Origin of the sequence: Stutzerimonas stutzeri (assembly GCF_024448935.1) — a bacterium.
Lineage (GTDB): Bacteria > Pseudomonadota > Gammaproteobacteria > Pseudomonadales > Pseudomonadaceae > Stutzerimonas > Stutzerimonas stutzeri_AO.
The window spans coordinates 21,567-42,140 of the sequence record NZ_JAMOIE010000023.1 but is presented as its reverse complement, the minus strand read 5'-3'; the positions used below and the strand labels follow the sequence as shown (position 1 = coordinate 42,140).

Annotated in this window: 20 protein-coding genes, 1 tRNA gene and 2 pseudogenes; 11 read left to right on the top strand and 12 right to left on the bottom strand. The window is 59.9% G+C overall.

All coding sequences use genetic code 11. The features are described from left to right. Positions 1–283 precede the first annotated feature (283 nt). The 4 genes from asd to leuC all read right to left on the bottom strand — a co-directional run bounded on the left by asd (position 284) and on the right by leuC (position 4,815). On the bottom strand, positions 284–1,396 hold the full coding sequence (gene asd / locus NA637_RS09215; protein WP_256071980.1) for an aspartate-semialdehyde dehydrogenase: 1,113 nt from the start codon (positions 1,394–1,396) through the stop codon (positions 284–286). Between the two features lie 183 nt (positions 1,397–1,579). After that, on the bottom strand, positions 1,580–2,662 hold the full coding sequence (leuB, locus tag NA637_RS09210) for a 3-isopropylmalate dehydrogenase (protein ID WP_256071979.1): 1,083 nt from the start codon (positions 2,660–2,662) through the stop codon (positions 1,580–1,582). A gap of 66 nt (positions 2,663–2,728) precedes the next feature. Next, entirely contained in the window at positions 2,729–3,376 is a 648-nt protein-coding gene (gene leuD / locus NA637_RS09205) for a 3-isopropylmalate dehydratase small subunit (RefSeq protein WP_256071978.1), read from the bottom strand. A gap of 11 nt (positions 3,377–3,387) precedes the next feature. Continuing rightward, a complete protein-coding gene (leuC, locus tag NA637_RS09200; protein WP_256071977.1) occupies positions 3,388–4,815 on the bottom strand; it encodes a 3-isopropylmalate dehydratase large subunit in 1,428 nt (475 codons plus the stop codon). 175 nt (positions 4,816–4,990) lie between these two features. Here leuC and NA637_RS09195 point away from each other — a divergent pair, with 175 nt between their 5' ends. Together NA637_RS09195 and NA637_RS09190 are read left to right on the top strand one after the other, a co-directional pair. Beyond that, on the top strand, positions 4,991–5,857 hold the full coding sequence (locus tag NA637_RS09195) for a LysR family transcriptional regulator (protein WP_256071976.1): 867 nt from the start codon (positions 4,991–4,993) through the stop codon (positions 5,855–5,857). Between the two features lie 456 nt (positions 5,858–6,313). Next, positions 6,314–6,515, top strand: a pseudogene (locus tag NA637_RS09190) (EAL domain-containing protein); the annotation flags it as partial. Positions 6,516–6,597: 82 nt separating this feature from the next. On the opposite strand, the gene NA637_RS09185 reads toward NA637_RS09190, so the two are convergent. Next, the gene (locus NA637_RS09185; protein ID WP_256071975.1) at positions 6,598–7,041 is read right to left on the bottom strand and encodes an Hsp20 family protein; all 444 of its coding nucleotides are present in this window, start codon (positions 7,039–7,041) and stop codon (positions 6,598–6,600) included. Between the two features lie 116 nt (positions 7,042–7,157). Between NA637_RS09185 and NA637_RS09180 the strand changes: the two are divergent. Next, positions 7,158–7,544, top strand: a pseudogene (locus NA637_RS09180) (SDR family NAD(P)-dependent oxidoreductase). Then, a complete protein-coding gene (locus tag NA637_RS09175) occupies positions 7,513–7,836 on the top strand; it encodes a transposase (RefSeq protein WP_256071974.1) in 324 nt (107 codons plus the stop codon). The pseudogene NA637_RS09180 and the gene NA637_RS09175 overlap by 32 nt, the downstream one beginning before the upstream one ends. A 377-nt stretch (positions 7,837–8,213) precedes the next feature. On the opposite strand, the gene NA637_RS09170 is transcribed toward NA637_RS09175, so the two are convergent. After that, a tRNA-Ser gene (locus NA637_RS09170) sits at positions 8,214–8,303 on the bottom strand. A 128-nt stretch (positions 8,304–8,431) separates the two neighbouring features. On the opposite strand from NA637_RS09170, the gene NA637_RS09165 reads away from it, so the two are divergent. The 7 genes from NA637_RS09165 (at position 8,432) to NA637_RS09135 (ending at position 12,682) form a co-directional block, all read left to right on the top strand. Beyond that, entirely contained in the window at positions 8,432–9,100 is a 669-nt protein-coding gene (locus NA637_RS09165) for a Bax inhibitor-1/YccA family protein (RefSeq protein WP_256071973.1), read from the top strand. An 88-nt stretch (positions 9,101–9,188) separates the two neighbouring features. Next, on the top strand, positions 9,189–9,581 hold the full coding sequence (gene tusD, locus NA637_RS09160; RefSeq protein ID WP_256071972.1) for a sulfurtransferase complex subunit TusD: 393 nt from the start codon (positions 9,189–9,191) through the stop codon (positions 9,579–9,581). Next, the gene (tusC, locus tag NA637_RS09155) at positions 9,581–9,940 is read left to right on the top strand and encodes a sulfurtransferase complex subunit TusC (RefSeq protein ID WP_256071971.1); all 360 of its coding nucleotides are present in this window, start codon (positions 9,581–9,583) and stop codon (positions 9,938–9,940) included. Before tusD ends, tusC begins: the two co-directional genes overlap by 1 nt. Further along, positions 9,940–10,242, top strand: coding sequence for a sulfurtransferase complex subunit TusB (tusB, locus tag NA637_RS09150; RefSeq protein ID WP_256071970.1), 303 nt, complete (start codon positions 9,940–9,942; stop codon positions 10,240–10,242). Before tusC ends, tusB begins: the two co-directional genes overlap by 1 nt. Continuing rightward, entirely contained in the window at positions 10,239–10,574 is a 336-nt protein-coding gene (locus NA637_RS09145) for a TusE/DsrC/DsvC family sulfur relay protein (RefSeq protein WP_256071968.1), read from the top strand. The genes tusB and NA637_RS09145 overlap by 4 nt, the downstream gene beginning before the upstream one ends. Continuing rightward, entirely contained in the window at positions 10,571–11,551 is a 981-nt protein-coding gene (locus NA637_RS09140) for a glycosyl transferase family protein (RefSeq protein WP_256071967.1), read from the top strand. The genes NA637_RS09145 and NA637_RS09140 overlap by 4 nt, the downstream gene beginning before the upstream one ends. Before the next feature lie 84 nt (positions 11,552–11,635). Next, a complete protein-coding gene (locus NA637_RS09135; RefSeq protein ID WP_256071966.1) occupies positions 11,636–12,682 on the top strand; it encodes a glutathione S-transferase family protein in 1,047 nt (348 codons plus the stop codon). Here NA637_RS09135 and cysG read toward each other — a convergent pair. The 6 genes from cysG to ftsK form a co-directional block, all read right to left on the bottom strand. Then, a complete protein-coding gene (gene cysG, locus NA637_RS09130; protein ID WP_256071965.1) occupies positions 12,664–14,061 on the bottom strand; it encodes a siroheme synthase CysG in 1,398 nt (465 codons plus the stop codon). The two genes, NA637_RS09135 and cysG, sit on opposite strands and share 19 nt — an antisense overlap. Before the next feature lie 159 nt (positions 14,062–14,220). Beyond that, positions 14,221–15,501, bottom strand: coding sequence for a serine--tRNA ligase (serS, locus tag NA637_RS09125; RefSeq protein ID WP_256071964.1), 1,281 nt, complete (start codon positions 15,499–15,501; stop codon positions 14,221–14,223). A 69-nt stretch (positions 15,502–15,570) separates the two neighbouring features. Then, a complete protein-coding gene (crcB, locus tag NA637_RS09120; protein WP_256071963.1) occupies positions 15,571–15,945 on the bottom strand; it encodes a fluoride efflux transporter CrcB in 375 nt (124 codons plus the stop codon). Next, positions 15,942–17,267: a replication-associated recombination protein A gene (locus NA637_RS09115; protein ID WP_256071962.1), complete on the bottom strand. Its 1,326-nt coding sequence runs from the start codon at positions 17,265–17,267 to the stop codon at positions 15,942–15,944. Before NA637_RS09115 ends, crcB begins: the two co-directional genes overlap by 4 nt. Before the next feature lie 75 nt (positions 17,268–17,342). Next, positions 17,343–17,969, bottom strand: a complete 627-nt coding sequence (gene lolA / locus NA637_RS09110; RefSeq protein ID WP_256071961.1) for an outer membrane lipoprotein chaperone LolA — start codon at positions 17,967–17,969, stop codon at positions 17,343–17,345. 15 nt (positions 17,970–17,984) lie between these two features. After that, positions 17,985–20,390 (bottom strand): DNA translocase FtsK, encoded by a 2,406-nt coding sequence (gene ftsK / locus NA637_RS09105; protein WP_256071960.1) that lies wholly within the window; start codon positions 20,388–20,390, stop codon positions 17,985–17,987. Between the last annotated feature and the right edge of the window lie 184 nt (positions 20,391–20,574).

Here is a 20,574-nt window from a genome sequence, read left to right as displayed (position 1 = left end):
TTTCGCACGTTATCAGACCCAATCCACAAATTAGCTCGGCGGGCTTCGAGCAAGTCGCAACTGCTGGCGACCCGCACTCGCCGAGTGCCGGTTTTTTCAACCACATAAGCACACCACTGTAGCGGAAAGCATTCCTGACACTGAGCATTCGAGACTTAAGCCGACGAAATACCAGAGAAACGCCGCCTCGGCTATGCCGCCCCGCATGCGTCTCGGTGGGTTTCGGCAGAAAAAAGCGCCGCGGGTTGCCGAGGCGCTTCTGGTATCGCTTTCGTCTAGGAGATTAACGCTCTAGGAGAATGCGCAACATGCGGCGTAACGGCTCGGCTGCCCCCCACAGCAGCTGATCGCCGACGGTAAATGCACCAAGGTAATGCGATCCCATGTTCAGCTTGCGCAGGCGGCCGACCGGTACACTCAATGTGCCAGTCACCGACGTCGGACTCAGCTCCTGCATGCTTGCGTCACGATGGTTCGGAACAAGCTTTACCCAAGGGTTGTGCTGGCTGATCAGGCCTTCGATATCGGAGATAGGCACATCCTTGTTCAGCTTGATGGTCAACGCTTGGCTGTGGCAACGCATGGCGCCGACACGAACACAAATACCATCCACCGGAATCGGGCTTTTGAATCGACCCAGAATCTTGTTGGTTTCTGCCTGGGCCTTCCATTCTTCGCGGCTCTGCCCGTTCGGTAGTTCCTTGTCGATGTAAGGGATCAAGCTACCGGCCAGCGGAACGCCGAAGTTATCGACCGGGAACGCCTCCGAGCGCTGGCATTCGGCAACCTTGCGATCAATCTCCAGAATGGCGCTAGCCGGGTCGGCAAGCTCGTCAGCGACCGAAGCATTGATGCTACCCATCTGCTTGATCAGCTCACGCATGTTCTGCGCACCGGCACCAGACGCAGCCTGATACGTCATGGCACTCATCCAGTCGACCAGCCCGTGCTCGAACAGACCGCCAAGCCCCATCAGCATCAAGCTGACGGTGCAATTGCCACCGATATAGTTGAGCGTGCCCGCATCCAGCTGATGGTCGATGACCTTACGGTTCACCGGGTCCAGCACGATAACCGCGTCGTCATGCATGCGCAGCGTGGAAGCCGCATCGATCCAGTAGCCCTTCCAGCCCGCCTCACGCAGCTTCGGGAAGACTTCACTGGTGTAGTCGCCACCTTGGCACGTGAGAATTACATCGAGAGTATTCAGCTCGTCGATGCTGTAGGCATCCTTCAGCGGCGCTATTTCCTTGCCGATCGAAGGACCCTGACCGCCGACGTTGGAGGTGGTAAAGAACACCGGCTCGATCAGGTCGAAATCGCGCTCCTCCAGCATCCGCTGCATGAGCACGGAACCAACCATACCGCGCCAACCGATCAGACCTACACGTTTCATCGCAGCTACACCTATATATGTGGCCCGCGTGACGGGCCGTCGATAAACAAAGACGCTTTCGGGTTCGAAAGCGCGGGCGCGTTGTGCATACACAGCAAACACCACGCCTCGCACTATTCGGCGTTTCCGCCTAGCCGTCGCCCACTAGCGCTATCAACGGCCGGTGCCATGGGGCCAGAGAGGTTACAACTTCGCGAGCGCCGCGACTACCGCATCGCCCATCACCTGAGTGTTCGCTTTTTCACAACCGTCGGACCAGATATCACCTGTGCGCAGCCCCAGGTCGAGCACGTTGCTGACTGCCTTCTCGATCGCATCTGCGGCAGCGACCTGGTTGAAGCTGTAGCGAAGCATCATCGACACCGAGAGGATCGTCGCCAGCGGATTGGCGATACCCTTGCCAGCGATGTCCGGAGCTGAACCATGGCAGGGCTCGAACATGCCTTTGTTGTTCGAGTCGAGAGAAGCAGAAGGCAGCATGCCGATCGAGCCGGTCAACATGGAAGCTTCGTCCGACAGAATGTCGCCGAACATGTTGTCGGTGACGATCACGTCGAACTGCTTCGGCGCACGTACCAACTGCATCGCTGCGTTATCGACATACATATGGCTAAGCTCGACATCCGGATAGTCCTTGCCGACCTCCTCCACAACAGCGCGCCACAGCTGACTGGATGCCAGTACGTTCGCCTTGTCCACCGAACAGAGCTTCTTGCCTCGAACAAGAGCCATGTCGAAACCGACCTTGGCTATGCGGCGGATCTCGCTTTCGCTGTAGGGCAGCGTATCGAACGCCATACGCTCGCCATTTTCCAGCACTTTGCTCTCACGGGGCTGACCGAAATAGATGCCGCCGGTCAGCTCCCGCACGATAAGAATATCCAGACCGGACACCACCTCCGGCTTCAGGCTAGAGGCGGCCGCCAGCTGCGGGTACAACAACGCCGGACGCAGATTGCCGAAGAGGCCCAGCTGGGAGCGAATTTTCAACAAGCCACGCTCGGGGCGGATCGCCGGATCAATGGCGTCCCACTTCGGCCCGCCAACCGCGCCCAGCAGAATGGCATCCGCCGCACGGGCACGTTCCAGCGTCTCGTCAGCCAGTGGCACGCCATATTTATCGACCGCCGCGCCACCCAGCTCGTCATAGCTCAGCTCGAACTCGAGCTGAAACTTGTTGTTGGCCAGTTCCAGCACCTTGACCGCTTCGGCCATGATTTCAGGGCCGATACCGTCGCCGGGAAGAATTAAGATCTGTTTGGACATTGATAGATTTCCCTCGGAAACTGCTGAAAGCTGCGAGCAACACGCTTGTGCTCGCCGCTTCTTTATTTACTTGATAGCGCCAAACAACCAGGGCTGGCTCTGTTGGTGACGGGTTTCAAACGTCCTGATGGCGTCTGCATCTTGCAGAGTCAGGCCGATATCATCCAGGCCGTTGAGCAGGCAGTGCTTGCGAAATGCATCGACGTCGAAGCTGTACTGCACACCGTCCGGACGGGTAACCGTCTGAGCAGCAAGGTCTACAGTGAGCTGATAACCCTCACTGGCCTCTGCCTGTTCGAACAGTTCGTCGACCTCTTTTTCCTTCAGCACGATTGGCAGCAGGCCATTCTTGAAACTGTTGTTGTAGAAGATGTCGGCAAAGCTCGGCGCGATGATCGCCCGGAAGCCATACTCTTCCAGCGCCCAGGGCGCGTGCTCGCGGGATGAACCGCAACCGAAGTTCTCACGCGCAAGCAGGACGCTAGCCCCCTGATAACGCGGAAAATTCAATACGAAATCCGGGTTCACAGGGCGAGCCGAACAATCCTGATTGGGCTGCCCGACGTCCAGATAGCGCCACTCATCGAACAGATTGGCCCCGAAACCGGTACGCTTGATCGATTTGAGAAACTGCTTGGGGATGATCTGATCGGTGTCGACGTTGGCGCGATCGAGCGGCGCGACGAGACCGGTGTGCTGGGTAAATGCTCTCATGGGTGGTCTCCTCAGGCCTGCATCAATTCACGAACGTCGACGAAACGACCTGTCACCGCAGCCGCGGCCGCCATTGCCGGGCTCACCAGATGCGTCCTGCCACCGGCACCCTGCCGACCTTCGAAGTTGCGGTTGGAGGTGGACGCACAATGCTCGCCACTGCCCAGCTTGTCCGGGTTCATCGCCAGACACATGGAGCAGCCCGGCTCGCGCCACTCAAAGCCTGCCTCAACGAAAATCTTGTCCAACCCCTCCGCCTCGGCCTGCTGCTTGACCAGCCCGGACCCCGGCACCACCATCGCCTGCTTGACCGTTGCGGCAACCTTACGACCCTTCGCCACTTCCGCTGCGGCGCGCAGGTCTTCGATCCGGGAGTTGGTGCAAGAACCGATGAAAACACGATCGAGCTGAATGTCAGTGATCGGTTGGTTGGCCTGCAGCCCCATGTACTTCAGCGCGCGAGAGATGGAGTCACGCTTGACAGGGTCAGCTTCGACTGCCGGATCCGGCACGTTCTGGTCAACCGCCAGCACCATTTCAGGTGACGTACCCCAGCTGACCTGTGGCTTAATGTCTTCGGCATTCAGCTCCACGACCGTGTCAAAAACGGCCTCTTCATCGGATACCAGCGTCGTCCAGAGTTCGACAGCCCGCTCCCAATCAGCGCCTTTGGGCGCGAAGGGCCGACCTTCCACATAAGCGATGGTCTTCTCGTCTGCAGCCACCATCCCCACGCGCGCCCCGGCCTCGATGGACATATTGCAGAGGGTCATGCGCCCTTCCATCGACAGATCGCGGATGGCACTGCCAGCGAACTCCAGCGCATGGCCGTTACCGCCAGCGGTCCCGATCTTGCCGATCACCGCCAGGACCATGTCCTTGGCGGTCACGCCAAAGGGCAACTTGCCCTCAACGCGCACCTGCATGTTTTTCATTTTTTTGGCGACCAGGCACTGGGTCGCGAGCACATGCTCGACTTCAGAGGTACCAATGCCGTGGGCCAGCGCGGCGAATGCGCCGTGGGTCGAGGTGTGCGAATCGCCACAAACGACCGTCATGCCCGGCAGGGTTGCGCCCTGCTCTGGGCCGATCACATGAACGATGCCCTGACGAACGTCGTTCATCTTGAATTCAAGAATGCCAAAGTCATCGCAGTTCTCATCCAGGGTCTGCACCTGGATACGCGAAACCTCATCGGCAATCGCCTCCAGGCCGCCCTGACGCTCGCCCTTGGTAGTCGGCACGTTGTGATCCGGGGTGGCAATGTTGGCATCGATGCGCCATGGCTTGCGTCCGGCCAGGCGAAGCCCTTCGAACGCCTGCGGTGAGGTCACTTCGTGCAGGATATGACGGTCAATATAAATCAGTGACGAACCATCATCACGGCGCTTGACCTCGTGCATTTCCCAGAGCTTGTCGTAGAGCGTTTTGCCGGCCATCGGACCTTCCTCATCAGTGCGTTGGGCAATAGCCCTTTTGCTTATGAGGTCATGCTAGGGACTCGCAACGGATTACTCAAATTCATATTTTTCATCCGATCCATTCCTCTTCGGAATGCGGACGCCTATCCTCAGGGCAATGACGTCGATTCAAAACCGATGACCGGAGCCCGCCATGGACCTCGCCAGCCTTAACGCTTTTATAGCGATCGCCGAGATGGGCAGTTTCTCCCTCGCCGCTGAACGTCTGCATCTGACTCAGCCGGCCGTGAGCAAGCGCCTGGCTTCGCTGGAATCACAACTGAACGTGCGACTGTTTGATCGGCTTGGCCGGGAAATCGGGCTGACCGAAGCTGGCCGCGCACTGCTGCCTCGCGCTTATCAGATCCTCAACGTGCTGGACGATACCCGTCGTGCCCTGACCAACCTCAACGAAGACGTCAGCGGACAACTGAGCCTGGCAACCAGTCACCACATTGGCCTGCATCGCCTGCCAGCGTTGCTGAGAGCCTTCATGCGTGCCTATCCGAAGGTGAATCTGGATATCCGTTTCCTCGATTCGGAGGTCGCTTACGATGAAGTTCTGCACGGCCGAGCCGAACTGGCCGTAATCACGCTGGCACCGCAGACTGCATTGCCGATTCGCGCGGTCAAGGTCTGGGACGATCCACTGGACATCGTCGTCGCCCCCGAACACCCGCTCGCCCAGATGCCTGACATAACCCTGGCCGACGTCGCCGGCTTTCCCGCAGTATTTCCAGGCAGTAACACGTTCACCCATCACATCGCCCACCGGCTGTTCGAACGTGAGCGGCTGACGCCCAACATCACGATGAGCACCAATTACATGGAGACCATCAAGATGATGGTTTCGATTGGGATCGCCTGGAGTGTGTTGCCCCGCACCATGCTTGATGATCAGGTAGTACGATTGCCCCTCCCGGGCATTCAACTGGCGAGGGAGCTCGGCTACATCACCCATACCGAGCGCACCCTGTCCAATGCGGCAAAGGCCTTCATGTCACTGTTGGAGGCCGACTAAGCGCATTGCATTTTGCCATTAGCTACGGATAGGTTCGCGGCACGACAACAAGATCCGAGAGAGCCATGCGCATCGCCTGCCGTCGAAACATCACGCAGACCCAGCTCTTCGAGGCCGCTCATGTTGCCCTCTGACGCCACGCCCGATTGCTCCCCAGGCGGCGCGCCCAAACCATGGCAGGACGTTGCGCGCCTATTATCGATGCTTGACGGTGCAGGGCTCGGCCTGTGGTCCCGGAATGTTCAACGCGACCCCATGCATTGGTCCCTCGGCACGGGGAAGCTGTTCGGCCTGAGCGCCGCTCGTAGAGCTTTTTTCCAGATCGGTATCTCGAACTCATCGTCACTGAAGACCGACCGCATATCGAAACTGCAGTAGCAGGTTCGATGCTCACTGGCACCGAATCGCGTTTCAGCTTTCGCCATCGCGTCTGCTGGCCAGACGCGAGCGTGCGGTAGCGACGCCGAGATCATTCGCGCCATTGTCGCAATGGCTCGAAGTCCAAGGCTGGAAGTGATTGCCGAAGGGAGTCGAACAACAGGCGCAGCTTGACCTGCTCCAAGCGCAAGGCTGCAACCTGTATCAGGGATATCTCTCCAGCCGCCCTCTTGCGCCGGTAAATTTCGGAGAACTGCTGAAAACCCATTCGCTCAGATGAATGGCGTTGCCAGAAAAAGAAAACCCCGCCGTGCGAACTGCGCAGGCGGGGTTACTGTTCAAGCTACGCGCTGGCGGCTCGATCAGCCCTCCAACGCCAAACGCTCACCGTTAATCGGGATGCGCTTGGGTTTGGCCTCCTCTGGCACGACACGCTCGAGCTCGATGCTGAGAAGCCCATTGTCCAGCGCTGCGCCCTTCACTTCAATATGGTCGGCGAGGCGGAACGAAAGCTTGAAAGCACGCTGGGCGATACCCTGGTGCAGGTAGGTGACGTTTTCGTCGTTGTTCTCACGCTTGCCACCGCTCACAGTCAGCACGCCTCGCTCGACCTGCAAATCCAGGTCGGACTCCTGGAACCCAGCGGCTGCCACGATGATGCGGTACCGGTCATCGCCGTGCTTTTCCACGTTGTAGGGTGGGAACGAGCCGTTTGCATCGTTGCGCAGCGCGGACTCGAACAGATCGTTGAAGCGATCGAAACCAATGGACTGACGAAACAGTGGGGCCATCGAAAAACTAGTCATTTTGCTATCTCCTGATATTCAGCGAGTGGTTCATACAGGACCCGAATTCGGCATCCTGTAATGCCCTAAATAGCAACTGCTCGCCTGTTTTCAAGACCGTTCGTCGGGGATTTTTTATGTTGAAAGTGATGTTGGTAACGGGGGCCAGCCGTGGCATCGGCGCGGCCACAGCCAGGCTCGCAGCGGCTGAAGGCTATGCGTTGTGCTTGACTTTCGATCGCGTCAGGACGCAGCCGACCAGCTACTGAACGAGCTGCGCAGCCGGGGGCGCGCGTGCAATTGCGGTCGAGGCGGACGAGTCGCAAGTCGTACGCCTGCTCGAAGCGCTCGATGCCGAATTCGGCAGGCTCGACGTACTGGTCAATAATGCCGGCATGCTCGAATGTAGATGGCTCGCAAAAACCGCATCTACCCGGCGCATTAGCGCCCCAGGCGGCGAGCACGACGCCCAGGTCGCGTCCGCTGGCCACCATGAGCGCGCAACGTGTCAGCCACAGCTATGACCTCATGGACGCTGCCCATTGCAGCCCGGTCATCCGCGCCCACAGCCAGCAGAGCCCGGGCCATGTGCCGCAGATCGATCACAACCCGCGTGGCGGCAGCAAGCTCGACTTTGCTCCGCAGCAGGCCCAGCGCTTCAAGGAGCGCAGCACTGTCGAAGGCGTGAATGGCCGTTTGAAGGACGGGTTCGGCATCTCCCGCGTCAACGTGCGCGGTCATGCCAAGATGATGACTCAGATGATGGTCGCGGTGCTCGCGCTCGCCGCCGAGCAACTCTTGCCATGGGTCACCTGAACCGCAGCGACCACCCCCGACACCACCCCATGCACAAGATCGCGCAGGATCCCGTGTGCCCGCAGATCAGAAAATTGGATACGTCCTGACCACGTCCAGCCCCGGAGACAGGTTCACAGCCTCCGGAATGGCCCAGCATTGACCAGCGCGAGGCTGGCGGGACCTATCAGTACAATTTCGGTTGGCATTTCGCAAGAGTCTCCAAAATTACCCGTTTTTTGGGTCAGGCGAAATCGCGGCTTCCCCGTTTGTGGCCAGGTTTTCGTCCTGTCCCACTCGCTCCCTTGGCAACAATCAATATGGGAACGCTCACACCTGCATTTCCATACTCCAGAAACGCTGAAGGCCCCGGAATACGGGGCCTTCAGTATGCGATATGGCGGAGGAGGTGAGATTCGAACTCACGGAAGAGTTTCCCCTTCGACGGTTTTCAAGACCGTTGCATTCAACCGCTCTGCCACTCCTCCGCAGAGAGCGGGCGCAATAGTACCCGAACGAAACAGTCTGTCAAACACTGACGTTAGGAGGAAACAAAAGCTCTGCTATGATCCGGGGCAATTCACCTTAGGCTGAATACATCTACAGGAGTGTCGCCATGCTCGAGCAACAGTACGCACCTACGCATACGCAGGTTGAACAGAAGGAAGTCAGCCGCGTTCTGCGCAACACCTACGGCCTTCTGGCCATCACCTTGGGCTTCAGCGCCTTCGTCGCCTACATGGCGATGCAGGCCAACGCAGCCTACCCGAACATCTTCGTGGTGCTGATCGGCTTCTACGGCCTGTTCTTCCTGACCGTGAAGCTACGCAATTCCGCGTGGGGTCTGCTTTCGACTTTCGCCTTGACCGGTTTCATGGGTTACACGCTGGGGCCGATCCTCAACATGTACCTGGGCACTGCCAACGGTGGTGAGCTGATTGCCTCGGCGCTGTCGATGACCGCTCTGGTGTTCTTTGGCCTGTCGGCGTTCGTGCTGATCACCCGTAAGGACATGAGCTTCCTCAGCGGTTTCATCACCGCCGGTTTCTTCGTCCTGCTCGGCGCGATGGTCGCTGGTTTCTTCTTCGAGATCAGTGGCCTGCAGCTGGCGATCAGCGCAGGCTTCGTGCTGTTCTCTTCGGTGTGCATCCTCTATCAGACCAGCGCGATCATCCATGGCGGCGAGCGTAACTACATCATGGCCACCATCGGCCTGTACGTTTCGCTGTACAACCTGTTCATCAGCCTGCTGCAACTGATGGGCATCATGGGCGGCGACGACTGATCAGTAGCCATCGAATCAGCCCGCTTCGGCGGGCTTTTTCGCTTCTGAAGCTGGCGTATCATGTCAGGCAGTCATGCAACGGTGGCCCATGAAATTCGCAATCGCTCTGTTCTCGCCCGCCCACTCCCCTGCTTCACGACGCGCGCTGCGCTTCTGCGAGGCAGTGCTTGCCGGGGGGCATGAAATCGTCCGGCTGTTCCTCTATCAGGACGGCGTCCACAGCGCCTCGGCGAATGCCGTGGCGGCGCAGGACGAACTGGATATCGCAGAGCAATGGCGTCAACTCATCAGCCTCCACGGGCTCGACGGTGTGGTCTGCATCGCCGCGGGCCTGCGCCGTGGCATACTGGATGAACAGGAAGCCAAACGCCACCAGCGCCCTGCAGCGAACATTGCAGCGGGTTGGGAGCTGTCCGGTCTGGGGCAGCTGCACGAAGCCAGCCAGCAGGCCGACCGCCTGGTCTGCTTTGGAGGCCATTGATGGCGCGCTCGATGCTCATCATCACGCGGCAGTCGCCGTGGTCCGGTCCTTCGGCACGCGAGGCACTGGATATCGTTCTGGCCGGCGGCGCGTTCGAATTGCCGCTCGGGCTGTTGTTTCTCGATGATGGGGTATTTCAGCTGGCGCCTGCTCAGCAGGCCACTCGGCTGCAGCAAAAGGACCTGACCGCCAACCTGCAGGCGCTTCCCATGTTTGGCATCGACGCGCTGTACGCGGCCAAGCGCAGCCTCAACGAGCGCGGGCTGGATGAGGCCACGCTGTCGCTGCCGGTAGAGTTACTGGACGATGCCGGCCTGCGCGCCCTTATTAACCGCTACGACCATGTGATCACGCTCTGATGGCAACTCTGCACCTGCTTTCACACTCCCCGTTTGCCGATAGCCGCCTGGCCAGCTGCTTGCATCTGGTCACTGCCGACGATGCGCTGTTGCTTTGTGGGGATGCGGTATATGCACTGAAAGACGGCACGGCCCAGCGGAAAGCGTTGGATCTGATGCCCGAGAGCATCGCACTGTTCGCGCTGGACGAAGACGTGGCCGCCCGTGGCATCCACTCCCTGCCGTCGCGCCTGCAGCAGGTCGACTACGACGGCTTCGTCGAGCTCTGCTGTCGTTATGACCGGACCAATTCCTGGCTATGAACGGGCTGATCATCAATGGCATAAGCGTTGCTGTGGATCAGGAAGGCTTCCTGGTTGATCTCAACGATTGGAGCGAGCCGGTCGCAGAAGCACTGGCGAACGCTGAAGGGATCACCCTCCAAGCCGAACACTGGGAAATTCTCCGGGTGCTGCGCGAGTTTTATCAGGCGTTTCAGCTGTCGCCCGCAACGCGTCCGCTGATCAAGTACACCGCATTGAAACTTGGCCCGGAAAAGGGCAACAGCATGCATCTGAACCGCCTATTCAAAGGCACCCCTGCCAAGCTGGCTGCAAAGCTGGCAGGCCTGCCGAAACCGAGCAATTGCATATGAGCCTGGTCACCCCTGCCGAACATCCTTTCGCCGTCTTCGTCCGCATTCTCGGCAAAGGCAAGCGCGGCGCCCGTGACCTGACCCGCGAAGAAGCGCGCGAAGCCATGGGCATGCTGCTTGACGGGAAGGTGGAAGACACGCAGCTCGGCGCTTTTCTCATGCTGTTACGGCACAAGGAAGAAAGTGCCGAAGAACTGGCAGGATTCACCGAAGCCGTGCGCGAGCGCCTGCAAGCGCCCGCAATCGCGGTGGATATTGACTGGCCAAGCTATGCCGGCAAGAAGCGTCATCTGCCCTGGTATTTGCTTGCTGCGAAATGCCTGGCACGAAACGGCATTCGGATTCTGATGCACGGCGGTGGCGCGCACACCGCAGGGCGGATGTATACCGAGCAGCAGCTTGCGTTGTTGGAAATCGCCCAATGTGAGGATTGGGTTAGCGCGGCTGCGGCCCTGGACCGGGGTAATATTGCCTTCATGCCACTCGGTGCGTGGATGCCGGGGCTTCAGCGCATGATCGATCAGCGCAACGTTCTCGGCTTGCGTTCCCCTATCCATTCACTGGCTCGCATCCTCAACCCACTGAGTGCCCGCTGCGGGCTGCAGAGCATTTTCCACCCGGGCTATCAGGCAAATCACAGGGAAGCCAGCCGGCTACTGGGCGATACCTCAATCGTGATCAAGGGCGAAGGCGGCGAGATCGAGATCAACCCCGATGGCGCTGCGCACCTGTACGGTACCCAGGCGGGCGAGTCTTGGGACGAAGACTGGCCGGCGCTGTCGCCGCAGCGTCACGTCAAACCTGCGCAGCTCGATCCGCAGCAGCTGGTTGCTGTCTGGCAAGGTGCCGAAGATGCCTACGGCGAGCTTGCGGTCGTTGCGACGATGGCCTTGGCATTCCGAGGCCTTGGCCAGCCCCGTGAAGCAGCGTTCGATCAGGCTCGTGAGTTCTGGGCGCATCGGCATCTATCGACCTGAACGATTGGTTTGACCGGGCTTTGCGACTCATCAATCGAGCCATGACACCTACACTGTTTCTAATTCGAAACCGTGGAGGTAAGCATGGGACTTCTGGTCGACGGCCAGTGGCAAGACCGCTGGTACGAAAACAGTAACGAGGGGGAATTCCAGCGAGAGCAGGCCCAACGGCGAGACTGGATCACCACGGACGGTTCGCCAGGGCCAGATAGCCGCCCTGCCGTTCAGGCACAAGCTGGCCGTTATCATCTCTATGTCTCGCTGGCCTGCCCCTGGGCTCATCGCACCCTGATTTATCGCAAACTGAAACAGCTCGAGCCGTTGATCGACGTTTCGGTGGTCAGCTGGCTGATGGCGGAGCACGGCTGGACATTCGACCCGCAACGGGGCTCGACTGGCGATGCGCTGGATGGCCTGAGCTATCTGCATCAGCGCTATACCGCTGATGACGCTCAGTACACCGGCCGCGTGACGGTTCCGGTGCTTTGGGATAAGCAGGCGCAACGCATCGTCAACAACGAATCGGCCGAGCTCATTCGCATCTTCAACGGCGCTTTCGATGATCTGACTGGCTCGAGGCTGGATCTCTACCCAGAGCCGCTACGTGCCGAGATCGACGTCCTCAACGAACGCATCTATCCACGCGTCAACAATGGCGTCTACCGGGCCGGCTTTGCCTCAACGCAGAAGGCCTACGAAGCAGCATTCGATGAATTGTTCGCCGAGCTCGATTGGCTCGAACAGCGTCTCGACGAGCATCGCTACCTGACCGGCGAATACCTGACGGAGGCGGATTGGCGTCTGTTCACCACCATCGTTCGCTTCGATGCCGTCTACCACGGTCACTTCAAATGCAACTTGCGACGGATCGAGGACTATCCCAATCTTTCGAATTGGCTACGGGAGCTGTACCAGTGGCCGGGGATTGCCGAGACCGTCGACTTCACCCACATCAAGCACCACTACTACGCCAGTCACCGGCATATCAACGGCAACGGCATCGTACCCAAAGGCCCAGAGCTGTCGCTGGGCCGCGCGCATGATCGGGATCGGCTGGCCGGAACGGGCATCTGGTCGCGTCAAGGCGATGACCGTCTCGGAGGCCGCGATAGTTACCTGTCGCGGTTCTGAGCGTCTTCGAACCAAGCAAGTTTTTCGCGTAACTGCACCACCTCGCCGACAATGATCAGCGTTGGTGCCTGCACCTGCTCGTTGGCCACTCGCTCGGCCAGGTTGGCGAGCGTTCCGGTAAATACCCGTTGATTGATCGTCGTTCCCTGCTGGACCAAGGCAGCGGGGGTATCGGCAGCGCGACCGTGTGCGATCAGCTGCTGACAGATCACCGGCAGACCGACCAGCCCCATGTAGAACACCAGGGTCTGACTGGGCGCGACCAGTTCCGACCACGGCAAATCGCAGCTGCCATCCTTCAAGTGCCCCGTCACGAAGCGTACCGACTGTGCATGATCACGATGGGTAAGCGGGATACCGGCATAGGCCGCGCAGCCACTGGCCGCGGTGATCCCGGGGACGACCTGGAACGGCACGTCGTGCGCCGCCAGTTCTTCGATCTCTTCGCCGCCTCGCCCGAATATGAACGGATCGCCGCCTTTGAGCCGCAACACGCGCTTGCCTTCTTTGGCCAGGGTAACCAGCAACTGGTTGATCTGATCCTGCGGCACCGCATGCGCTGCGCGCTGTTTACCGACATAGATGCGATCGGCATCGCGCCGGCACAGGTCGAGGATCGCGGGCGCTACCAAGCGGTCGTAGAGGACCACGTCGGCCTGCTGCATCAGGCGCAGGGCACGGAAGGTCAGCAGATCAGGATCGCCCGGTCCGGCACCGACCAGATAGACCTCGCCCAGGGTTTTCGGCTCCGCACCGGACAGTTTTTCCTCCAAGAGCCGCTCGGCCTCTTGCGCCTGACCGGCGAGCGCACGCTCCGCGACGCTGCCCTGGAAGACTTCCTCCCAGAACACACGCCGCTGCTGTACGTCTGCAAATTTGGCCTTGACCTGGCGGCGGAATTTCTTCGCCAGGCCTGCCAATTCCCCATAGACCGCTGGCACCCAGGTCTCGATGCGCGCGCGCATGAGGCGCGCCAGCACGGGCGCATCACCACCGCTGGAAACAGCGATCATCAGCGGCGAGCGGTCAACAATGGCCGGGAAAATCACCGTACACAGCTGCGGCGAATCCACCACGTTGACCGGCATGCCAAGCGCCTTGGCGTCTTCGGATACCTGCTCATTGAGCGGCTCGTCATCGGTCGCAGCGACCGCCAACACGCAGCCTGACAAGTCCCCAGCGAGATAACCTCGAACGATTGTCTGTCCGCCGCCTTGCGCTACCAGCTCGCTCAACTGCGCCCCTACTTCCGGGGCGACAACGCGCAGCACGGCGCCCGCTTCTGACAACAAGCGAGCCTTTCGCAGCGCAACTTCCCCGCCGCCGACGACCAGTACCGGACGGCCCTTCAGATTGTGGAAAAGCGGCAAAAAATCCATGGACCAGTCCTGGTGACAACATGAGATAGAGCTATCTCAAACCTTACGGCTGTGATGGCCCTTGTCGAGAATCAAGAGAGCCCGGACGGTCGTTCGGCCATTACCCTATGAAGCACATCACCCGTCTCTCTGCACCTGCGTCGGCACGCTATCGCCGGATCAACCGATCACTTCGATACCGCCCATATAGGGTTCGAGCGCCGCCGGCACATGGATGCTGCCATCGGCCTGCTGGTAATTTTCCAGCACTGCGACCAGGGTACGACCTACGGCCAGCCCGGAGCCATTAAGCGTATGGACCAGTTCGGGCTTGCCCGATTCCGGATTGCGGTAGCGTGCCTGCATGCGGCGCGCCTGAAAGTCGCCACAGTTGGAGCAGGACGAGATTTCACGATACTTGTCCTGACTTGGCACCCAGACTTCGAGATCGTAGGTCTTAGTCGCACCGAAGCCCATGTCACCCGTGCACAGCGCCAAAACGCGATACGGCAGCTCCAGCAGCTGCAGTACCTTCTCGGCGTTGGCCGTCAAGCCTTCCAGCGCTTCGAACGACTGACTCGGCTCGACGATCTGAACCATCTCGACCTTGTCGAACTGGTGCTGACGGATCATCCCGCGGGTGTCACGGCCAGAAGCGCCCGCTTCGCTGCGGAAACACGGCGTATGCGCGACGAATTTCAACGGCAGCTGCTTGGCATCCAGAATCTCGCCGGCAACGATGTTGGTCAGCGAAACCTCGGCAGTGGGAATCAGATAAAGGTCAGCTTCGTTCTCACGGCTGATCTTGAACAGGTCCTCTTCGAACTTCGGAAGCTGGCCGGTGCCCTGCAGCGCCGGGGCCTGGACCAGATACGGCGTGTACGCCTCCTCGTATCCATGCTCGCGGGTGTGCAGATCCAGCATGAACTGCGCCAGGGCGCGATGCAGACGGGCGATCGGCCCGCGCAGCAGGGCAAAGCGCGCACCGGATAGCTTGGCCGCGGTCTCGAAGTCCAGCCAGCCGTGCTGCTCGCCCAGTGCGACGTGGTCTTTCACTTCGAAGTCGAAGGCCTTGGGCGCACCCCAGCGACGAACTTCGACGTTCTCATCTTCATCTTTGCCCACTGGAACCGATTCGTGCGGCAGATTCGGCAGGCTCAGCATCAACTGATCCAGCTCGCCCTGGATGCCTTCCAGCTCGACTTTGCCGGCTTCGAGTTCTGAGCCCATACGGTCGACATCAGCGAGCAACGGCGCAAGGTCTTCACCACGCTGTTTGGCCTGGCCGATGGATTTGGAGCGAGCGTTGCGCTCGGCCTGAAGTTGCTCGGTACGGGTCTGCACGGTCTTGCGCTGGGCTTCCAGCGCCTCGATACGCGCCACATCCAGCTGGTAGCCGCGGGTCGCGAGGCGGTCGGCCACGTCTTGCAGCTGTGTGCGTACCAGTTTCGAATCAAGCATGGTGGGTCTCGTCTATGGAAGCTTTGAGGAAAGGCAAAGAAGCGAAGTTTACTGTGATCCAGGCCAGGTTCATAACCTGCCAAGCGTAAGTCCGAGCCAGGCGGCCAACAGACCACCGAGCACACTCGCGCCCAGGTAACCGAAGGCTGTCGCGGGTTGGCCACTTTCCAGCAGGCGCAAACCGTCCAGCGAGAAGCTGGAAAACGTCGTTAACGCACCGAGAAAGCCAACGATCAACCCGCTGCGCATCTCCGGGGACAGTTCGGGACGGTGCAGGAAAGAGGCGTACAGATAGCCAATAAGCAGACAGCCAAGCAGATTCACCGCGAGGGTCGCGAAGAAAAAGTACCTTGGCCACTGAGCGGAGACCCATGTCGAGACGCCGAATCTGATCAGCGTACCTACAACACCGCCGGCGGCCACGGCCAGCACCGTGCGAATCATGTCTTTCTCCGCTGCCGCGGGCTTTGCTGATCGAGACGTGCCAGATGCTCAAGTTTGTCGCGGATCTTGCTTTCCAGTCCACGCGGTACGGGGTCGTAATAGTGGCGCGGCTCTATTGCTTCTGGAAAATAGTCCTCACCCGCAGCGTAGGCGTCAGGCTCATCATGGGCGTAGCGATATTCGTTGCCGTAACCCAGCTCTTTCATCAGCCGGGTCGGCGCATTACGCAGGTGCAACGGAACCTCCGCCGAGCCGTTCTCCCGAACGTCCCGCATCGCTGCATTGAAGGCGCTGTAAACCGCGTTGCTCTTCGGCGCGCAAGCAAGATAGACGATGGCCTGGGCGACGGCCAGTTCGCCTTCCGGACTTCCCAGCCGTTCCTGCACATCCCACGCCGACAGACACAGGCTCAGCGCCCGAGGGTCGGCATTGCCAACTTCTTCACTGGCCATGCGGACCACCCGCCTGGCGATGTACAGCGGATCGCAACCACCGTCGATCATGCGGGCAAACCAGTACAACGAAGCGTCCGGATTCGAACCGCGGACCGACTTATGCAACGCCGATATCTGGTCGTAAAAGGCCTCCCCCCCCTTGTCGAAGCGCCGCCGGCTGTCGCCCAGCAGATCCTGCAGCAGTTCGACGCTGATCTCGCCACCCTCTTCGGCCAGGTCCGAGGCGTTTTCCAGCAGGTTCAATAGCCGTCGTCCGTCACCATCAGCGGCTGCCAGGAGGATCTGAAAACTCTCATCCGGCAGGCTCAGATGGAGGTCGCCCAATCCCTTGGACTCGGTCAATGCGCGCGTGACCAGCCTGCGTAGCGCAGCCTCGTCAAGGCTCTTGAGCACGTAGACCCGGGCACGCGACAGCAAGGCATTGTTAAGCTCGAACGACGGGTTTTCGGTGGTCGCACCGATGAAGATCAGCGTGCCATCTTCAACGTAGGGCAGGAAGGCGTCCTGCTGGGACTTGTTGAAGCGATGCACTTCATCAACGAAGAGGATGGTGCGCCGTCCGTACTGGGCCGCTTGCTGCTTGGCAATTTCTACAGCCTGGCGAATCTCCCTGACGCCCGCCAGCACCGCCGAGACGGTCTCGAAGTGCGCGTCAGACACTTTGGCCAACAGCCGCGCCAGGGTGGTCTTGCCGACGCCGGGCGGCCCCCAGAACACCATCGAGTGCAACGCACCCTGCTCCAGCGCCTCACGCAACGGTTTGCCGCGCGCCAACAGATGCTCCTGCCCGACATATTCGTCAAGACTGGCGGCGCGCAGGCGTGCGGCGAGGGGTTGAGCGACAGGTTCACGGCTGAACAGATCCATCGGCGACGCAAGCCTCTGATGCACACGGCCTGCGGGAAAGCAGGCCGTGTGGGTAAACGGAAAAGCGAATGCCTGTTATTCGGAGATGACGTCGGCCCCAGCGGGAACGTCAAAGGTGAACAGCTCGGCCTTGAGTGGCTGGTTCAACTTGACACCCTGAAACAGGATGTTGGTGCGTTGGCCTACGCCGTCAACCATTTGCATGTCGTTGATCACGCCACCGCGAAACGACAGACGAAGGCTGTCGAACAGTGTGTCCTTGGCCTTCGGCTTGAGCGTGAAATCGACCACTTCCCCCGCCTCCTGGTGCGTCACCTCGAAGTTCTCGTTGATTGCCGATACATCGCCCGACAACAGCAATGCCGGGGTATGGGTCAGGCGCTGGTCGAGTGTCTGGATGGTGACCTGCTCGAGATCCGGGTCGTACAACCAGACTTTCTGACCGTTAGAAACCAGCAACTGCTCCATCGGCTCATCGGTATGCCAACGAAACTGGCCCGGGCGCTTGAGCGCCATCTCACCGGAGGTCTCTTGCAGCTGGGTTCCGGTGCCATCCAGAGACAGCTGGGAAAAGCGGCCGGTCAAGGTTTCGGCCTGCTGCAGCAGGCCGGTCAGGCGTTGCACAGAGGCGGCCTGGTCGGCATGGGCCGGAACCAGGGCAAACAGCAGAGCGGATGCAAACAACGCACGAATCAATTGCATGAAGCCCTCGGCGACCTAGTCGCGGGTAGCAGGCGGCGCGAGCACTTCGCGCGAGCCGTTGGTGTTCATAGAGGTGACGACGCCCGCCATTTCCATGGCTTCGATCATCCGTGCGGCGCGGTTGTAGCCGATCTTGAGCTTGCGCTGAACGGCAGAGATGGAAGCCCGGCGACTTTCAGTGACGAAGCGTACCGCTTCATCGTAAAGCGGATCGTCTTCACTGTCCTCACCGCTGCCACCCTCGCCTCCACCGCCTTCGAAGCCACTGCCGGACTCCTCGACGCCGACCAGGATCTCTTCGATGTAATCCGGAGCACCGCGAGCCTTCCAGGCCTCGACAACACGATGCACCTCTTCATCGGAAACGAACGCGCCATGGACCCGAATCGGCAGACCGGTTCCCGGCGGCAGGTAAAGCATGTCACCGTGGCCGAGCAGTTGCTCGGCGCCGCCCTGGTCGAGAATGGTCCGCGAGTCGATTTTGCTTGATACCTGAAACGCCATACGGGTTGGAATGTTGGCCTTGATCAGGCCGGTGATCACATCCACCGACGGCCGCTGGGTCGCCAGGATTAGATGGATACCTGCCGCCCGTGCCTTTTGGGCAATACGCGCAATCAGCTCTTCGACCTTCTTGCCGACGATCATCATCATGTCGGCGAATTCGTCCACCACCACCACAATGGTTGGCAGCTTCTTCAGCAGCGGCGCTTCGTCTTCCATGCTTTCGCGGCGATACAGTGGGTCGCTCAGCGGCGTACCGGCCTCCTCCGCGTCCTTCACCTTACGGTTGAAGCCGGCCAGATTACGCACCCCCATGGCCGCCATCAGCTTGTAGCGCCGCTCCATTTCGGCGACGCTCCAGCGCAGCGCGTTGGCTGCTTCCTTCATGTCGGTCACGACCGGACACAACAGGTGCGGAATGCCTTCATAGATCGACAACTCAAGCATCTTCGGGTCGATCATGATCAACCGCGCGTCTTCCGGCGTGGACTTGAAAAGAATCGACAGGATCATGGCATTCACACCGACCGACTTGCCCGAACCGGTGGTACCGGCAACCAGCAGGTGGGGCATCCTTGCCAGGTCGGCGATGACAGGTTTGCCGCCGATATCGTGGCCAAGCGCGATGGTCACCGGCGACTTGGCGTCGTCATAGGGCGCGGACGACAGCACTTCCGAGAACCGCACGATCTGACGGTCTTCGTTGGGGATCTCAATACCGACGGTAGTCTTGCCGGGGATCACCTCAACGACGCGCACGCTAATGACCGCCAGCGAGCGGGCCAGATCCTTCGCCAAGTTGGAGATGCGGCTGACCTTGACCCCGGCGGCCGGCTGGATTTCGAAACGAGTGATCACCGGGCCCGGATGAACCGACTCGACGATGACCTCTACGCCAAACTCCTTCAGCTTGATTTCCAGCAACCGCGACATGGCTTCGAGCGATTCTGGTAAGTACTGCTTCTGCTGCTTTTCCGCCGCGTCCAGCAAGGACAACGGAGGGACGCTGCCTTCGATCAGCGGATCGACGAACAGGTTGGCCTGCTTTTCCTTCAGCACGCGCTTGCTCTGCTCGACCGGCTTGGGCGGTGCAGCGGCAGGAATCATCGGCGGCGGGCGCTTATCGCGCTCGCTCATGTGCTTGCTCAACGACTCCTCGCGCTCAAGCAACCGTTCCTTGACCTTGGCGCGCTCTCGGTGATCCGGGAGCGAGCCGGCGACGTCGTTTACCACGTCATCAGCTTCGCGCAGCTGCGCAACGACCTGCTTACGCTCGTTACGCGCGGACCACCAGCGGCTAAAGAAACTCTGAATCAGCTCTACCAGGTCGAGCGTAATCTTGCCGGTCAGGTCCATCACCTTGAACCATGAAAGGTCCGTAAAAACCGTCAACCCGAACAGGAAGAACGCCAGCAGCAGTAGCGTACTGCCCTGAACATTCAGCGCTGCCTCGGCGAGCTGTCCCAGGCTTTCGCCCAAAGCGCCGCCCGCCGAAGCAGGCAAACCATCCGCAAACTGAAAGTGGATATAGGCGAGCGCAGATCCGGAAAGAATCAGAAAGACGAGCCCGATCAGCCGCCAGGAAAACAGCCACCCGTTCCAGCTCCAGGGTTGGTGACGTGCGCGAAAGACCTGCCAGGTCTTGACGCCTAACAGCAACGGAAACAGGAAAGCAAAGTAGCCGAGCGCCATGAACAGCACATCGGCAAACCAGGCGCCAGCGCGGCCGGCAGCATTATGGACCTGCTGGACGTTGCTGGTATGGGTCCAACCAGGATCGGAGGGATCGTAGGTAAGCAGCGCCATCCAGAGGTAGGCACAAAGCGCGCCGAGCGCGATCAGTGCCCCTTCTTTGAGACGGTAATGCAACTGCTGTCGCCAGATGGAAGCTGGCGCGGTAGAGGAGGTATTCTTCAAAACGCTTTATTTCCTGCGCCCGCGGCGCGCTCTATGAACCGTAGTCAGCCTGAACCTGGACATTGTACGGGTTTGTCGATTCGAAGGCATGCCGGTTCCGTGCCGGCTTGGGCTTTTGTCCGTGCTTCGGTGTAGCATAAACGACAGGTTTTCAAAACGTGACTCGACTGGAGCACGCTTCTCT

What these genes read in the sequence shown, in the direction of transcription:
- NA637_RS09165 (WP_256071973.1), top strand. Translation starts at nt 8,432, where the DNA reads ATGCTCGAGCAACAGTACGCACCTACGCATACGCAGGTTGAACAGAAG.
- lolA (WP_256071961.1), bottom strand. Translation starts at nt 17,969, where the DNA reads ATGCAATTGATTCGTGCGTTGTTTGCATCCGCTCTGCTGTTTGCCCTG.
- NA637_RS09140 (WP_256071967.1), top strand. Translation starts at nt 10,571, where the DNA reads ATGAGCCTGGTCACCCCTGCCGAACATCCTTTCGCCGTCTTCGTCCGC.
- NA637_RS09175 (WP_256071974.1), top strand. Translation starts at nt 7,513, where the DNA reads ATGAGCGCGCAACGTGTCAGCCACAGCTATGACCTCATGGACGCTGCC.
- cysG (WP_256071965.1), bottom strand. Translation starts at nt 14,061, where the DNA reads ATGGATTTTTTGCCGCTTTTCCACAATCTGAAGGGCCGTCCGGTACTG.
- tusB (WP_256071970.1), top strand. Translation starts at nt 9,940, where the DNA reads ATGGCAACTCTGCACCTGCTTTCACACTCCCCGTTTGCCGATAGCCGC.
- tusD (WP_256071972.1), top strand. Translation starts at nt 9,189, where the DNA reads ATGAAATTCGCAATCGCTCTGTTCTCGCCCGCCCACTCCCCTGCTTCA.
- NA637_RS09135 (WP_256071966.1), top strand. Translation starts at nt 11,636, where the DNA reads ATGGGACTTCTGGTCGACGGCCAGTGGCAAGACCGCTGGTACGAAAAC.
- crcB (WP_256071963.1), bottom strand. Translation starts at nt 15,945, where the DNA reads ATGATTCGCACGGTGCTGGCCGTGGCCGCCGGCGGTGTTGTAGGTACG.
- leuB (WP_256071979.1), bottom strand. Translation starts at nt 2,662, where the DNA reads ATGTCCAAACAGATCTTAATTCTTCCCGGCGACGGTATCGGCCCTGAA.
- NA637_RS09145 (WP_256071968.1), top strand. Translation starts at nt 10,239, where the DNA reads ATGAACGGGCTGATCATCAATGGCATAAGCGTTGCTGTGGATCAGGAA.
- NA637_RS09195 (WP_256071976.1), top strand. Translation starts at nt 4,991, where the DNA reads ATGGACCTCGCCAGCCTTAACGCTTTTATAGCGATCGCCGAGATGGGC.
- NA637_RS09115 (WP_256071962.1), bottom strand. Translation starts at nt 17,267, where the DNA reads ATGGATCTGTTCAGCCGTGAACCTGTCGCTCAACCCCTCGCCGCACGC.
- tusC (WP_256071971.1), top strand. Translation starts at nt 9,581, where the DNA reads ATGGCGCGCTCGATGCTCATCATCACGCGGCAGTCGCCGTGGTCCGGT.
- leuD (WP_256071978.1), bottom strand. Translation starts at nt 3,376, where the DNA reads ATGAGAGCATTTACCCAGCACACCGGTCTCGTCGCGCCGCTCGATCGC.
- leuC (WP_256071977.1), bottom strand. Translation starts at nt 4,815, where the DNA reads ATGGCCGGCAAAACGCTCTACGACAAGCTCTGGGAAATGCACGAGGTC.
- serS (WP_256071964.1), bottom strand. Translation starts at nt 15,501, where the DNA reads ATGCTTGATTCGAAACTGGTACGCACACAGCTGCAAGACGTGGCCGAC.
- NA637_RS09185 (WP_256071975.1), bottom strand. Translation starts at nt 7,041, where the DNA reads ATGACTAGTTTTTCGATGGCCCCACTGTTTCGTCAGTCCATTGGTTTC.
- asd (WP_256071980.1), bottom strand. Translation starts at nt 1,396, where the DNA reads ATGAAACGTGTAGGTCTGATCGGTTGGCGCGGTATGGTTGGTTCCGTG.